Origin of the sequence: Exiguobacterium sp. s161, assembly GCF_018619045.1 — a bacterium.
Taxonomy (GTDB): domain Bacteria; phylum Bacillota; class Bacilli; order Exiguobacteriales; family Exiguobacteriaceae; genus Exiguobacterium_A; species Exiguobacterium_A indicum.
The window spans coordinates 1,054,665-1,067,844 of the sequence record NZ_JACSNH010000001.1 but is presented as its reverse complement, the minus strand read 5'-3'; the positions used below and the strand labels follow the sequence as shown (position 1 = coordinate 1,067,844).

The 13,180-nt window shown below is 43.9% G+C and carries 15 protein-coding genes; 1 reads left to right on the top strand and 14 read right to left on the bottom strand.

Translation table 11 applies throughout. From position 1 onward, the window contains the following. Nucleotides 1–12: 12 nt before the first annotated feature. Genes KNQ14_RS05225 through KNQ14_RS16910 form a run of 3 tightly spaced genes read right to left on the bottom strand, consistent with a single transcriptional unit; the run spans nt 13 to nt 2,568 of the window. On the bottom strand, nt 13–414 hold the full coding sequence (locus KNQ14_RS05225) for a reverse transcriptase-like protein (RefSeq protein WP_214857883.1): 402 nt from the start codon (nt 412–414) through the stop codon (nt 13–15). After that, nucleotides 407–1,366: a CobW family GTP-binding protein gene (locus KNQ14_RS05220; protein ID WP_023468590.1), complete on the bottom strand. Its 960-nt coding sequence runs from the start codon at nt 1,364–1,366 to the stop codon at nt 407–409. Before KNQ14_RS05220 ends, KNQ14_RS05225 begins: the two co-directional genes overlap by 8 nt. Nucleotides 1,367–1,377: 11 nt before the next feature. Next, the gene (locus KNQ14_RS16910; RefSeq protein WP_064299689.1) at nt 1,378–2,568 is read right to left on the bottom strand and encodes an HD domain-containing protein; all 1,191 of its coding nucleotides are present in this window, start codon (nt 2,566–2,568) and stop codon (nt 1,378–1,380) included. A gap of 140 nt (nt 2,569–2,708) precedes the next feature. On the opposite strand from KNQ14_RS16910, the gene KNQ14_RS05210 reads away from it, so the two are divergent. Then, nucleotides 2,709–3,194: a hypothetical protein gene (locus tag KNQ14_RS05210; RefSeq protein WP_064299688.1), complete on the top strand. Its 486-nt coding sequence runs from the start codon at nt 2,709–2,711 to the stop codon at nt 3,192–3,194. Between the two features lie 269 nt (nt 3,195–3,463). Here the strand turns inward: KNQ14_RS05210 and KNQ14_RS05205 are convergent, their stop codons facing one another. The 11 genes from KNQ14_RS05205 to yvfG all read right to left on the bottom strand — a co-directional run bounded on the left by KNQ14_RS05205 (nt 3,464) and on the right by yvfG (nt 13,179). Continuing rightward, a complete protein-coding gene (locus KNQ14_RS05205) occupies nt 3,464–4,030 on the bottom strand; it encodes a deoxycytidylate deaminase (protein WP_214859858.1) in 567 nt (188 codons plus the stop codon). A 47-nt stretch (nt 4,031–4,077) separates the two neighbouring features. Continuing rightward, a complete protein-coding gene (locus KNQ14_RS05200) occupies nt 4,078–5,286 on the bottom strand; it encodes a toxic anion resistance protein (protein WP_023468594.1) in 1,209 nt (402 codons plus the stop codon). Next, nucleotides 5,273–6,016: a 5-bromo-4-chloroindolyl phosphate hydrolysis family protein gene (locus KNQ14_RS05195; protein WP_050677413.1), complete on the bottom strand. Its 744-nt coding sequence runs from the start codon at nt 6,014–6,016 to the stop codon at nt 5,273–5,275. The genes KNQ14_RS05200 and KNQ14_RS05195 overlap by 14 nt, the downstream gene beginning before the upstream one ends. A gap of 251 nt (nt 6,017–6,267) precedes the next feature. Continuing rightward, a complete protein-coding gene (locus KNQ14_RS05190) occupies nt 6,268–7,611 on the bottom strand; it encodes a sodium-dependent transporter (protein ID WP_214859856.1) in 1,344 nt (447 codons plus the stop codon). A gap of 176 nt (nt 7,612–7,787) precedes the next feature. Next, on the bottom strand, nt 7,788–8,660 hold the full coding sequence (locus KNQ14_RS05185) for a diacylglycerol/lipid kinase family protein (RefSeq protein ID WP_035396868.1): 873 nt from the start codon (nt 8,658–8,660) through the stop codon (nt 7,788–7,790). Continuing rightward, nucleotides 8,657–10,174 (bottom strand): ABC transporter permease/substrate-binding protein, encoded by a 1,518-nt coding sequence (locus tag KNQ14_RS05180; protein WP_064299686.1) that lies wholly within the window; start codon nt 10,172–10,174, stop codon nt 8,657–8,659. Before KNQ14_RS05180 ends, KNQ14_RS05185 begins: the two co-directional genes overlap by 4 nt. After that, a complete protein-coding gene (locus KNQ14_RS05175) occupies nt 10,171–10,902 on the bottom strand; it encodes an ABC transporter ATP-binding protein (RefSeq protein ID WP_214857889.1) in 732 nt (243 codons plus the stop codon). Before KNQ14_RS05175 ends, KNQ14_RS05180 begins: the two co-directional genes overlap by 4 nt. 184 nt (nt 10,903–11,086) lie before the next feature. Then, nucleotides 11,087–11,722, bottom strand: coding sequence for a 3D domain-containing protein (locus tag KNQ14_RS05170; RefSeq protein ID WP_251138272.1), 636 nt, complete (start codon nt 11,720–11,722; stop codon nt 11,087–11,089). 348 nt (nt 11,723–12,070) lie between these two features. Next, a complete protein-coding gene (locus tag KNQ14_RS05165) occupies nt 12,071–12,280 on the bottom strand; it encodes a hypothetical protein (RefSeq protein WP_023468601.1) in 210 nt (69 codons plus the stop codon). Between the two features lie 60 nt (nt 12,281–12,340). Beyond that, nucleotides 12,341–12,952 carry an NUDIX hydrolase gene (locus KNQ14_RS05160; RefSeq protein ID WP_058704911.1) on the bottom strand — a complete coding sequence of 204 codons (612 nt, stop codon included), beginning with the start codon at nt 12,950–12,952 and terminating at the stop codon, nt 12,341–12,343. Continuing rightward, nucleotides 12,949–13,179 carry a protein YvfG gene (gene yvfG, locus KNQ14_RS05155; RefSeq protein WP_217448908.1) on the bottom strand — a complete coding sequence of 77 codons (231 nt, stop codon included), beginning with the start codon at nt 13,177–13,179 and terminating at the stop codon, nt 12,949–12,951. The genes KNQ14_RS05160 and yvfG overlap by 4 nt, the downstream gene beginning before the upstream one ends. Nucleotide 13,180: the final 1 nt, after the last annotated feature.

The window sequence follows — 13,180 nt, the reverse complement described above, 5'->3', positions numbered from 1 at the left end:
GTTTGTCGTCAATCATGCTTCGTATAATCGTAACGCCTCTCGTGCGACACGATCTGCTTTGTTCTCCGACCGTGGAATCCACTTCACGAAAGCGAGTGGTAAGAGTTGATAACGCGCAAAGGCAGGATCAAAAATCGTCTGCGTTCGTTTGTTCTTGACGAATTCGCGTTCGACTGCGAGTGCAACGGCTTCTGAATCCGTCCGAAACGAAATGACGCTCTCGCCTTGTGCAATCAGTTCGTGCGCCCACTCGACGGCTGTCGCAAAAGCAATAAATTCTGCTTCATGATTATTGATCGCTTGAATTTGATACATTTTTTCCGTGACTTCGCCCTCGGAATTTTTACTAAACAGCCCAACCGCCGCTTCATCATTTGAAGGACGGACCGTACCGTCAAAATAAAGTTCAACCATGTTCAATTGCCGCCTCGATTCCTTTTCGTATCGCTTGTTCATCCAGCCCTTTCCCAATGAAGACGAGCGTCGTCTTTGGTTGTTCGCTAAATGGTTCTCTGATTGCTGTGCCATAAATCATGCCAGTACCTTGTAAAATAACCTTTCGATCCGTATCTGCAAAATGAATGATTCCTTTATAGCGATAGAGATCTTCCGCATACGCTTCTAACACCTCACGTAGGACCATTCCAAATCGATTTCGGTTCAAGGGTCGTTCCTCGACAATCGTCAATGCCGTGAAATCCTCAACCGATTGATGAATCTGATCCGTTTGTTGACTGAGTCGTACTTGCTCTTCTTTTGGAAAATGGAACGTTTCAAACAGTCGGTCCGATTCAAGTTGAGCCTGTTCCGTTTCAATGATAGCTGCAGAAGGATTTCGTTCGCGAAGTAAAGCGGACAACGTTTCGCGCTTTGACTCGTCAATCAAATCCATTTTATTCAAGATCAGGACGTCAGCAAAGCCGATTTGTTTCACATTTTCTTGGAACGTCAGTTGACGTTCCAAGTGATACGCATCGATGACCGTAACGACACTTGAAATCTGATAGGACTGTTCAACAGCCGGCTCAAAGTAGAATGTCTGTAGAATCGGTCCTGGATCAGCAACGCCTGTCGTCTCAATCAATAATCGATCAAACGATAACTCCCCATCTCGACGACGTTTTGCGATCCGTAGCAACGCATCCCGTAAATCACCGCGAATCGAACAACAAATGCAACCATTCGTCAATTCGATCATCTCTTCGTCACTTCGTTCAATCAATGCTTCATCAATATGAACAGAACCTACTTCATTGACGAGCAAGGCAAACTTCTCTGTCGGTTGAGAAACGAGATGATTGAGTAGCGTTGTTTTACCGGCACCTAAAAAACCAGTAATGACGGTCGTACGTATTTTGTCTTGCATGATTTCACTCCTTAGCGTCCTTGTTGCTGACGCCATTTTTCTTTTCGTGCATCGAGTAGATCAATCGCATGAAGATACCAAGCATCTGTCGTTTGCGGCGTAACACTTGATCCCCACTCGCGTTTACCATGGTGTGATAATACCATATGCATGAGACGGTGATAAACAGCACGAGGTAATCGGATATCTTCTTCTCGAAGTGTTTGTTCGAGAACAAAACAACCATACGGCATATGACCCATCAATACACCGTCCGGATCAAGCGCAATACCCGCCAGTTCTTCCTCTTCTTCTGTTACGTGCAACAGTCTTGAAAAACGATCTGTCGATGCACCCGCATGCGTATACTCCCATAGCTTTCCGATGTCGTGCAATAAAATACCGAGCAGCAACTCATTCGGATTCGGTCGTTGATCTAACAGAGCAATCCCTTTTGCCGCTTGATAGAGGGCATCAAAACTGTCATCCCAAGAAAATTGACGTATCTCTCGTTCAGCTGCTTGGAAGAGTTCATTTTTATGATCGGCTTCTGCTTCTTGAATACATTTGAGTAGCGTCAAGTATGGTTGTTCACTATCACAAATTCCTCGACCAATCGTCATCATACAAGCAGTATGTTTCAGCAACCCACCGATATAGGCATGGTGATGAAACAGCGCAGCCGGTCGTGTTGAAAAATCCGCCCAGTACTGTCGCAGAATCGAGAGCGCGATTTCTTGGTAAGGAGAATCAAGTTGACCGACTAGTCCAAGCAACTGATCACGATACGTTTCAAGCGATTCATCTGCTGGTAATTGTGGTAGGAACTGCGTCGGTGAGGCGTCATGAATCGGAGTGACGCGCTGAACGGTCAATGACTTGTTTCCGGATTGCGGCGGATATTCCTCTACCTTTGCCTCGACCCGAACGATCCGTGTTTCGAGATATGGACGAAGTGCTTCTTCTGCCGTTCCTTGATTGATCCACTGTTTCCCCTTACAAGATCCAGCGGGCGAATTGAACGTGAACTGCAGCCACTCTCGTCCGGTTTGACCTGTGCGGATTTCACCCGAGGCAACGAGTAACACTTCTTCGATTCGTTCACCCGAAACAAGCGTCTCTATCGAAAGTCCAATCGGTTGATTCGATTGATGGATGGAAAAAGTATCATTTCCATAAGAAGGCATCGTCACTTCCGGAAGTGCTTTGAATAATTGAATCACGTCATCTCACTCCTTTTTCTTCACTCATATCATAGCAGACACGATTTCATCACGACTACTAGTAAACAGATATTGTAAGCGTTTTCTAAATGAATTATGATGAAACTGGAAGTCCATTTTATGCTTAAGGAGGAGAAACGATGATTCGACCACTTACTCAACTATACAGTGAAGCTGTTGGCACACTCGATCAATGGACGGTATCCGAAATCGTGACCCGCGATCAAATTCGGCAAGCTGTCCAGTTGTACGATCCATATCAAATGCATACGTCGTATGCTTTGGAACATTTGTTGATTCATGAATTGCGTGAGGCTTGTCATTATGTCCAAGAACAAGGGCTAACGTTGGCTGATGCGCAAACAGAGCTTCTCATCCTCTCTGCTTTCCAAAGTGATGCCGGCTATCAAGCAGAGGAAATTCAAGATATGTCTCCCACTGCAATCAAACGGCACTTATCTTCGCTAGACGCCGCCTTCAACCGACTATTACATCAACTATTCTTACATCAATCGCAACCAGACATCCTCTGTCAGCGATTCATGACGATCCTTTCAGGTGCGGTCGCCACAAAATGTGCAATCCGTGCTAAACGCCTCAAGGAAGCGACACTTGTTCATCCATAAAAAAAATCCTGACTCACATGAGTCAGGATTTTTCATTCAACGACCTGGCATTCCAGCTCCTTGATTGGTTTTGTATGAAAATGCGGCGTTCCGCTTCGTCATATTATATAGTTATCATGCCAAACTATTCAAGGTCTGTCAATTCTTTTCTAAAAAAAAGTGGACCGATTTTCGATTGAAAATCAGTCCGAATGGAAGAGTGAATAATTACCATGGCAATGCTTGATTTCATCATACAATGCAATGGAAGCGTTTACAACCCTTTTTCGTTAAATTTTTTCAAGAAAATATTCGTTTGCGAGTGGCAAGTGGATGACTTCGATTCCACTTTGTCGCATGAGATTCAATCCGTCCCCGTATTCATAACCTGTCGAATAAACGACACGATCGATTTTAGAAGCGATGAGCGCTAAACTACACGCATGACACGGACTATGTGTGACATAAGCTGTTGCATGACGAGCGCTCGTCGAATCGGCTGCTAGCTTACCGAGCGCGTTGATTTCAGCATGAATCTCGTGTTGCTTTGACCATTCATGGTGTTCTTCCTGATTTTCGCACCGATAAAAGAGAATCCCGTTTCGTTCAACCAATTCTTCAACAATCGGGTGGTCAGGTCGTGATGTATAGAGAATACCATTTTGCTTTAAGTAAATTTCGTTGCAATTCACATGCTGACTAGGTGTTCCGTTTATTCCAATTGAAATCGGCTTTTCATCCTTGACGATGACACAGGCAACGGATTTTGAGGCACATTTTGAATGACGGTCTGCCATCATCCGTGCGAATAATAACCATGTCGTATCCCATTTCAACTGCTTCTCTTCATTATTCATTCAAACTCTCCTTTCATGAAGGAAAGGAACACGAAATGTCGTGTTCCTTAGTATGGTCGATTCGGTAATTCTCTGCTTTTTGAGGCGACTTCGATGACTTTTTGTTTCAATTCATTCTCCATTCGCTCTAGTTCATGCTCTGCGTCGCGGCGCTTTTGTTTTCCTTCTTGTTGGATGCGTAATGTCTCATCCAGTGTCTCGATCAAGTTTTGGTGCGCCACTTTTAACGATTCAACGGATACGATGCCTTTTTCGTTTTCTTCCGCAATTTCAATTGACGATTCCTTCAGCAACTTCGAATTTTGCTCAAGTAACTGGTTCGTCGTATTGGTGACATCCTTCTGCATTTCAAGCGCTGCTTTTTGACGCGACAGACTCAAAGATAGGACAACTTGGTTCTTCCAAAGTGGAATCGTATTGACGACTGCTGATTCAATTTTTTCCGCTAGAATTTGGTTATTTTGTTGAATGACACGAATTTGCGGTGCCATCTGCAAGCTAATCGTTCGGGATAATTTTAAATCATGGATTTTCTTTTCAAAACGATCCGTCAATTGAATCAAGTCATTCAATTCCTGTAACTTCGTTTGATCCCGCGATACCTCGACTTCCGTTCGTAACGGTTCGATTTCATGTTGACGAACGTGAGCGATTTTCGTCTCGCCAGCTGCAATATAGACGTTTAATTCTTCGAAATAACGCTTGTTCTTTTGATACATTTGATCGAGTAACGTGATGTCCTTCATCAATCCAAATTTTGATCGATCAAGATTGTGTACGACTTCTTCGAGATAAGCGCTCATTTTCTCGTATTGCAAGAAATACGTTTCCGCTTTTTTCTTCGCCCGACCGATGACCGGCACGTTCGACCAGAAGCTCTTTTTTTCTTGAAGCGTATCTGGATCCATTTGGCGGACACGCTGCATTAAGTCACTCAGCAATTTCCCTGCTTCCCCGCCGTCCTTCATCTTCACTTCACTTAAGACTTGATCAGAGAATTGTGATAGTTCACGCTGGACTGGGGCCCCGAATTGCATGACGGCATCCGTTTTTTGTAGATCGATCACCTGCAGTAGACGTTCAATCTTTTGTCGTTGTTCTGCCGGAACATCCGAAGGAATCATTTCTTCGACAGGGCGAGCCGGCATTTTGGGCGGTGTCTCCGCTACGTTTAAGTCGACCGACGGATCAGAAATTGTCGGTTGATCTTGCTCATCAGGCCATTGTTGCCATGTATCTTTATCAGAATGGGTCATGTCGGTAACTCTCCTCCTGTTTTCGTTGTTCAGTCTCTTGCGTCAACACCTTTTCAATCGTCAAGAGTTCCCGTTCTAAATCAACGGTATCCCCTTCAAGCAACAAGGTTTGTTGTTGCTTTAATTTTTGTCCGATCATTTTCAAGTTCGAAATCAATTGATTTTTCGTATCCAATTGAACTTGAGCGCCACGGCGTTCCAAATCGGCATATTTTTCTGAAATCGACAATAAGGAATCCAGATAGAACGTAAAGAAGTCCCGAACTTTTTTGACGTCGCGTGGACTTTCATATAACTCCTCGAACAAGACATGTGCTTCCCGTGAGACGATCCGCATCTCACTTCTGATTTCACCATCTCGAATCGAGGGAACGATTTGATCGTACGTCTGGATTTTTGTGAATCCTTCTTCGATCGTCCGTTGCAATACTTGAAGTTCTAAATCATCCGTCTCTTCAAATCGGCGTGTCGCCCGTTCCGGTTTTAAAATGACACTTCCGACGAACTCATCTTCGTCATCAAGTAGTAATTTCTTTTTCACATTTTTCCGCTTGATTTCGGTCGATTTCCGTTCTGTCCGATATCGTCGACCTGGTTTTGTTCGATAACCGCTCCAAATGAACCACAAACCAAGAGCGATGAAGATTCCCGAGAAGTTGAACGTATCGGCCAATTGTAGAAATACGAACATCATACCGATGGAACCAAATATCCACCATGAAGACTTCATGTCATCCCCTCTTCCTTCGTACTGATTCTTCTATCAGGTTTACGTGTCTTTATTTTAACATTACGTAACGTCTAACAAAAAGTTTCCCGTTTTTCCGAAATGTTACGCCTCGTGTATTTATATTTCAACATACTTTTAAAAATATCGCATCAGACCGAAGAATGAACTATCCGTTCTTTCTTTCGCATGATTCTTTTGACAACAAATAAGGTAGTCGACAATTTTGTCGACTACCTTAAAAAAGTGATCAATTATCCGAATAATGGCCATACAAGGATGATCAAAATCGCGATCGGACTCAAGTAACAAACACTCACACGCCACACAGGTACGATTTTTTTCATGGATGGACTCGTCACGAGTTCCTGTTCGACAAGAGTACGATCGAGCTTGTACCCAGCAAAAATCGAAATCAGTAATGCACCAATCGGCATTAAAATATTCGAAACAAGGAAATCAACGCTGTCAAAGAACGTTTTTCCCATGAATTGAGCATCACTCAACATCCCGAACGAGAGTGCGGACGGAATTCCGACGATCGCAATCGCAAGTGTCGCAAGCCATGTCGTCCGCTTTTTATCACGCGATGTCGCATTTTCCTTACGATCCGTTAATGAAGCAACAACGACCTCAAGCATAGCGATCGATGAAGTGATCGATGCGAAAGCAAATAGAAGGAAGAACAGTGTCAAGAACACCGAGCCAAACTGGATCTGACTGAAAACAGTCGGCAATACGATGAAAAGCAATGCCGGTCCTTCTGCAGGGTCAAGACCCGAAGCAAAAACAGCTGGGAAAATCGCGAATCCAGCTAATAATGAGACGGCGACATTCATCGCGACGATCCATGCGGCGGAACGATTAATCTCGCCACGTTCCTTCATGTAGGAAGCATACGTCAGCATCGCCGATACACCGAGCGATAAGGAGAAGAACGCTTGGCCCAGCGCACTCAGGACAGAAGTTCGGTTGAGGACCGAAAAATCAGGCTGTATGAAGAATTTAACACCTTCCATTGCACCATCAAGTGTCAATGATCGAACGACAAGGATGATGAAGCACACGAATAATAATGGCATCATGATTTTACTCATTTTTTCAATACCGGATTGAACACCACGTAAGACGATCCAACATGTCAAAGCGAGGAAAATCAATTGCCCTGAAATGACATATAACGGTGAGGCGGAAATCGTTCCGAACAATTCACCAAGCGCACCACTGTCCATCGTCGTCAGGCGACCTGTGAAACCAAGAATGGTATAAATCAAGACCCATCCTCCGATGACGCTGTAGAAAGAGAGCAACAAGAAACAAGCGATGACACCAAGTACACCAATAAATGTGAACTTCTTATGACCAAGTGCCGAGAACGCTTGAAGTGCTGTTTTTCCACTCGTACGACCGATTAAAAACTCGGCAATTAAAACGGGCAGTCCAAGTAATAAGGTAAACACGAGGAACAAGAGTAAAAACGCGCCTCCTCCGTTCGTTCCAGTTGTGTACGGGAATTTCCAGATGGCCCCCAGACCAATGGCGGATCCCGCTGCTGCCAAAATAAATCCAACTTTTGAAGCCCATGCGTTTCCTTTCATGGTGCTCCACCTCCTTTTCAAAATACTTTTTCATTGTACAGAAAGAATCATTGAAAGTCATCCTTTATCAAATATTTTCTTTAAAGCGTCAAAGCATAACCGCATATATGTACTGAAAGATATAAAAAAAGAAGACCGTTTTTTATGACGACCTTCTTTTCATTCATTACTTTATATTATTGTGTGCCTCCATACATGCGCAGATACTCCGGCAATACTTTAACTGTAACCGGTGTATGGATGGCTTTCTCACCATCTGTATCGATCACTTTTGCGTCTTTTGTTTTCAACTGAAACCCACTCGTCAAGATATGTGTAAAGGAAGGATCATTGGCAAGACCAATTTTTTGAAGAATCACATCTCGAATGGTTGTCAAATTTACTTCATCGACGATCACTAAATCAAGTTTCCCGTCATTATAGGCTCCATCTGATAAGTTCGTCTCGATTCCACCGAGCGATTCTCCGTTTGCTGCAAGAATGAGAACCGCTTCGCCGGTCATGTGACGGCCTTCATCTAAAATCAGTTCATATTCGAAGGGTTGTGCTTCTAGACTTGAGCGAATCGTCGATAGATAATATCCCATCTTCCCGAGGCGTGCTTTTTCTTCTGTATCGATGCCAATCGATGCCTCTGCGACAAGACCGACACCAAGGAAATTCAAGAAATAGCTATTTTCGACTTGTCCGAGATCGACCTGAACAACGTGTTGCATCGCGATCGCTTCTGCAGCAAGCCGAGGAGCCATCGGTAAGCCAAGCGTTCGAGCGAAGTCGTTACAGGTCCCTCCAGGAATGATACCGAGTATCGGGCGATCATCCAGTTTTGCGACCCCGTTGATTGTCTCGAACACCGTTCCATCTCCACCGATGACGACGACCGCATCAAATGCGGACGAATCTTCCGCAAATTGCATCGCATCTCCAGCTTGCTTTGTATTTTTGATGACGATTTCATCGAATAATGTACTTAATGGTTCGATGACTTCTCCAAGTAACCCGGTGCCGTTCGTCCCAGCTGTCGGGTTACTGATCAGTAAAAGTTTCATTGAATGACGCCTTCCTTCTTCAGGTAATCACGAGCGACCTCATTCGCCGTCTTTCCGCCGTATGCGACAGCTTCATTCATTTTTGACATCTCTTCATCTGAAATTTTACCTGACAATTGCTCAAGTGCTTGTTTTACTTCTGGATACTCCTCGATCGTCTCTTGTCGCAGAAGAGGAGCTCCTTCATATGGAGGGAATAGTTGCTGATCGTCTTTTAAGACGACCATGTCGTATTTCGCAATCTCCGGATCTGTCGAGTAAGCATCAATGACATCGATCTCACCTGACTCAATTGCTTTATAGCGCAATTTTGGTTCCATCGTGACGACTTTCTGGAAATTAACATCATATTTATCTTGAATCCCTTTATACCCATCCTGTCGGTCCTTAAATTCTAACGTGAATCCAGCTGTCAACTGATTCGCGACCTGTTTTAAATCAGAGATCGTCTTCAAATCGTAACGGTCTGCTAATTTCTTTGGAACAGCTACAGCATAGGTATTGTTATAGTTCATCGGTGGTAGCAAGGCTAAATCTTGTTTTTCAAGACCGGCTTTTGCCTGTTCATACACTTCTTTTGCATCATTCGACTTCGGTTTTTCATTCGTCAAACTAGCGAGCACCGTTCCTGTAAACTCTGGATACGCATCAATATCACCTGATTCGAGTGCCTTATAGACGAAGGTCGTCTTCCCGAAGTTCGGTTTGACTTGTACCGTCAAATCCGTTTCATCTTCAATGACAATCTTATACATGTTCATTAAAATTTCCGGTTCTACACCTAGTTTTCCAGCGACGACGAGATCTGGTCGTTCACTACGACCGAAGGCAAAAGGTGCGACGACGATCGCAACCATTAAGACAACTGCCGTTACGAGACGTGCTGTTTGTCGTTTACGAGTCGCTACTTCCGTTTGACGTAATAAGCCATCAAATAAAAGCGCGAGCAGTGCTGCCGGAATCGCACCGAGCAATAATAGATAGTTATCGTTACGGTCAATCCCGAGGAGAATGATCGAGCCTAATCCTCCAGCACCAATCAAGGCAGCAATCGTCGCTGTACCAATGATCAGTACCATCGCGGTCCGAATCCCGGCCATCATGACAGGTAAAGCTAGTGGGAGCTCGACTTTCCAAAGGCTCTGCATCGGAGTCATCCCACATGCGCGTGCCGCTTCCTTAATTGAAGGATCGACTTCGGCAAGCCCTGTATAAGTGTTTCGAACGATCGGTAATAAAGAATACAAGACAAGTGCAATGATCGACGGTACTGTACCAATCCCGACAAGTGGTATCATCAAACCGAGTAATGCGAGTGATGGAATCGTTTGGATGACTGAGGTCACACCAATCGACCACTCACTCAGACGTTTGTTACGTGATAAGTAAATCCCAAGCGGAATAGCGATTACACAGGCAATGAGCAAGGAGATAACAGATAATTGGATATGTTCGATCAACGCTTGAAGCAATTCAGTCTTCCGGTCTTGATACGTTTCGATCAATCCATTCATTCGACACTCCCCCTGACTTGACGCATGAATTCTTGAACGAACGGATCGTTACTTGCTAATACCTCTTCCTTTGTACCGATGAAAGCAATCTCTCCAGCGTTCATCAGACAGATACGACTGCCTAGTTTCAACGCTTCGTTCATATCGTGCGTGACGAACAAAATTGTTTTACCAAGCTCTTCGTTTAGATGCAACAAATCATTTTGTAGTTGTTCACGTGAAATGGGATCAAGCGCAGAAAATGGTTCGTCCATCAAGATGACGTCTTGTTCTGCTGCGAGTGCCCGCATAACCCCAACACGTTGTTGCTGTCCACCAGAGAGTTCACTTGGATATTTTTTCTTAAGTGAGGTATTTAACCCAGTCAACCGAAATAATTCATCGACCCGTTGTACTACTTTCTCCTTATTCCACTTCAATAACTCAGGCACGACGCTGACGTTCTCCTCAATCGTCATATGTGGAAAGAGGGCAATCTGTTGTAAGACATAGCCAATTCGCCGACGGAGTTCATGTTCATTGATCGACATGATCGGTTCACCATCGATCCAAATTTGTCCTTCCGTATGATCAATCAATCGATTGACCATTTTCATCGTCGTTGTTTTACCGCACCCTGAAGGGCCAATCAAACAAAAAATCTCGCCTTGTTCAACCGTAAAATTCACGTGTTGCACTGCCTTTGTTCCGTCTGCATACGTTTTGCCGACATCCTTGAATTCAATCACGAACCATCCCTCGTTTCCCGGTTTATTATCTTTGTAAAATTCCCCTTTCTTAGACATTCTAAAACCTATTCCGTTCACTCTTTCCCCTGTTTTCTAAATCCAACATCGAACAGATCGTTATTATATTCTTCATCAAAACAAAAAAGACGATGGAAACTATCCATCGCCTAACCATATACGTCTCTTATTCGAACGTCACCGTGACTTGACGGCGACCCCATTTTAAAGCTTCTTGTTTTGAACCGACAAGAAGATCCATGATTTTCCCGCGAATCGCACCACCTGTATCAAGTGCAATCGCATCGCCGAAACCTTCTACATGTACCTTAGTTCCAAGCGGTACGACCGATGGATCGACAGCAACGATGCGACGTCCTTCGTATGTAATCGTATTCGTGACGTCATAACCCGATGCCGTTAAGGCACGACCATTATACAAACGGCTTCCATTGTTTTCTGGATTCGTCGTATATGCTGTCGTCTCAAATGTTTCCGTACGTTTTGTGGAACGGTCAGCGTTTGCTTGTGTTCGACTTTGTTTCTTTACCTGTTGTGCTTCCTTTTTGGCTTCTTGTGCTGCTTTTGCTTTTTGCTCTGCTTTTGCTTTTTGCTTAGCCAAGGCTTTTAGACGCGCTTGTTTTTTCGCCTCTGCTTGTTCACGCTTTTCTTGAGCAGCTTGACGTTTCATCTCTAATGGATTTTGTACGATCGTCTTCTCCGTGCCGATCCCGATTTGTGCTGCCGATGCTTCATGATGCGGCAAAAGAATAAATATGAATCCCGTTAAACAAAGGGATAAAAGGAATGATGTTCGTTTCATGTTGATGCCAACCTTTCTCGCCGTTTTACGACCCGCACAACGTATCATGGTGACAAATAGTTTGAAAAGCGAACACTATAAATTGAAATATATCTGTCAAAAAGTAACGAAATGGTTACACGCTTACAAAAAACGCTCTCAATCGTTGTGTATCAACGTTTTTATATTTTGTAACCGTTCTGTTACGAATTAGTCTTTGTTACTCTTTTGTAATAAATGTATCTTTTCGATGTTTTCAGTCATTTTGTCCAATTCTTCAAAAATTAAAAGAATGTATGATTTCATTATTATTCAGTTCACTGGATGAACATAAAAAAGCACACCAATTATATGGTGTGCTTTCATACATTATTTTGTTTTACGTTCTAACAATTCAATCTCTGACTTTAATAAGACTTGTTTTTCGAACTCTAAGCCGAGTGCCTCAAAGTTTTTCGTGTGGGATACATCACCAACGACCGTATTTGTCAATACAGCCGTTACTTCTGCTACCCAGCCTTCTTTCGTTTTTACCATATCGCCAACGATATAATCGAATAACTCTTCTGTTTCTTCCATTTGACTCATCTCCTGACACGTTCAATTACAGTTAATCATATAAAATAACGACCGAAAAAGCTAGTCACGCGTCAATTGAGCCAAGAACTGGCGCAAGATTTTAGCGGTTAATCCCCAAATCAGATAATCCCCGTGCTCATAAAAATGCTCCGTGACTGTATACGTACGATCCAGGTATGCTTCTCGATTCGCCATGCGTTCGGTCGGCACTTCCTTACCAGGGCGAATTCGCCACTCCATATCTCCTTTAATCGGCTTCGAAGTCATTAATTCCGTTAATGACACAAGAAACACATGATCGACTTCGGCAGGAGAAGGATTAAAGTCTGTCGCATGGAGAATGCCAAGATACGGGTAAATGATCGACCGGTTCGGTGTCACGAGTGGTTCTAGCGTTCCAATCACTTCGATCTCAGAAGCACTGACATTTAATTCTTCGACCGTTTCACGGATAGCCGCTGCTTTCGGTAATTCACCGCCATCGATCCGACCACCCGGAAAAGCGATTTCACCTGGTTGCGAACGTAATGTCTTGGCTCGTACTTGAAATAACAAATAGACTTCGCCATCCTGCTCAACTAACGGAACGAGTACGGCTGCCGCATGACGAGGTAAACGTTCTTCAGAATCTACGTAATGCTTTCGGATATCGGCTAAGTTCACCTGTTTCATCGCCCTTCTTGTGCAACGTGTTGGTACGCCTCTTCCAGATGGCGCATACGGACGATGAGATCCGCATTCTTAGCAATCCGGTCCGATAAAATCGATCCTGCTACCGTCTTGTAATAGGCGTTTAAGGCATGTCGTTTCGTCAGATGTGCCTCGTTCTGACGGATGTATTCCTTAAAATTCGCAATCAATCGTTCTGTCGTAAAAAGTTGTTCGTTCACAAGTTTCATC

What these genes read in the sequence shown, in the direction of transcription:
- KNQ14_RS05225 (WP_214857883.1), bottom strand. Translation starts at nt 414, where the DNA reads ATGGTTGAACTTTATTTTGACGGTACGGTCCGTCCTTCAAATGATGAA.
- KNQ14_RS05220 (WP_023468590.1), bottom strand. Translation starts at nt 1,366, where the DNA reads ATGCAAGACAAAATACGTACGACCGTCATTACTGGTTTTTTAGGTGCC.
- KNQ14_RS05210 (WP_064299688.1), top strand. Translation starts at nt 2,709, where the DNA reads ATGATTCGACCACTTACTCAACTATACAGTGAAGCTGTTGGCACACTC.
- KNQ14_RS05205 (WP_214859858.1), bottom strand. Translation starts at nt 4,030, where the DNA reads ATGAATAATGAAGAGAAGCAGTTGAAATGGGATACGACATGGTTATTA.
- KNQ14_RS05200 (WP_023468594.1), bottom strand. Translation starts at nt 5,286, where the DNA reads ATGACCCATTCTGATAAAGATACATGGCAACAATGGCCTGATGAGCAA.
- KNQ14_RS05195 (WP_050677413.1), bottom strand. Translation starts at nt 6,016, where the DNA reads ATGAAGTCTTCATGGTGGATATTTGGTTCCATCGGTATGATGTTCGTA.
- KNQ14_RS05190 (WP_214859856.1), bottom strand. Translation starts at nt 7,611, where the DNA reads ATGAAAGGAAACGCATGGGCTTCAAAAGTTGGATTTATTTTGGCAGCA.
- KNQ14_RS05185 (WP_035396868.1), bottom strand. Translation starts at nt 8,660, where the DNA reads ATGAAACTTTTACTGATCAGTAACCCGACAGCTGGGACGAACGGCACC.
- KNQ14_RS05180 (WP_064299686.1), bottom strand. Translation starts at nt 10,174, where the DNA reads ATGAATGGATTGATCGAAACGTATCAAGACCGGAAGACTGAATTGCTT.
- KNQ14_RS05170 (WP_251138272.1), bottom strand. Translation starts at nt 11,722, where the DNA reads ATGAAACGAACATCATTCCTTTTATCCCTTTGTTTAACGGGATTCATA.
- KNQ14_RS05165 (WP_023468601.1), bottom strand. Translation starts at nt 12,280, where the DNA reads ATGGAAGAAACAGAAGAGTTATTCGATTATATCGTTGGCGATATGGTA.
- KNQ14_RS05160 (WP_058704911.1), bottom strand. Translation starts at nt 12,952, where the DNA reads ATGAAACAGGTGAACTTAGCCGATATCCGAAAGCATTACGTAGATTCT.
- yvfG (WP_217448908.1), bottom strand. Translation starts at nt 13,179, where the DNA reads ATGAAACTTGTGAACGAACAACTTTTTACGACAGAACGATTGATTGCG.